Consider the following 957-nt stretch of genomic DNA (forward strand, 5'->3'; position numbering starts at 1 on the left):
GCTTAATACCCGGAAAAAATTACAATAGCGGTCTTCTTGAACTTCACTTTGGACGTGACGGCGTAAACATGAACATTGGAACCGGCGGTGCAAACATCAGTATTGATAATTTAGCAAGTGCTTTCAAAGGCCTTCAAACATTGGATGTAAATTCAAAAATAACCAATGCTGGGAAGAATAATAATTTTGGCGCATTAACAGCATTACGCGTCCAATACGGCTACGGGGACAGTGTACAAAAAGAGCAGTTTTGGGATATACTTAATGGCAATACATTAATCAATACCAATGCCGAAGGAGAATATGACACGGAAACCACTATTAATGAGGACGGAAAAAGAGTGATAAATATAACAGGCTACAAAGAAGGCATGGGTAAAGAAGATCAATTTCTTTTAGGAGTAATGCTTGGGTATGAAGCGTACATAGACGGGTATACTGCCGGGGAAATAGATGCGTCAGGGAAAATTTATACCAACCAATCAAAATCTTTCAATATTGATGTTGCAACAATGGCAAGTGATTTAATGGTAGAGCGTATCATAAAAGAAAACGATTGGTTCGGTAGTGTATTCGAAAAATTTGCTTTTACTGATTTTATAGAAAAAGATATGTATGATGTTTCTCTTTTCAGTAATGACGATTCTCTTTTTAATAACGATGATTCTCTTGAAAAATTTGATCCTAAAGGTGTTATGAATTTTAATGTATTAACCGGAGATGATTATCAGAATGACTACAAAGGAATACCTCTCTTTTTATCAAAAACAAAAGCTACAGTAGATGAGATAAATGAACGAAGAGCTTGGTTAGCTTATGTAAAATACAAGCAAAGAAGTATTAAATGCGAGGGGAATACATTTGTGGAATTTGAAAGAAGATATAATATCCCACATTATTATAAAGATACATATGAAAAAGAATTTGAAGAATTTAAAAAGAATGAAAAACTTCTTA

Annotated in this window: 1 protein-coding gene; it reads left to right on the top strand. The window is 33.9% G+C overall.

Features of this window, described 5'->3' with window-relative positions; translation table 11 throughout:
* Positions 1-68 precede the first annotated feature (68 nt).
* Positions 69-957, top strand: an 889-nt coding sequence (locus tag ACYVRH_RS13380) for a hypothetical protein (RefSeq protein WP_461257390.1), incomplete at its 3' end; no start/stop codon positions are given.

It is taken from the genome of Treponema sp. R80B11-R83G3 (assembly GCF_054786115.1).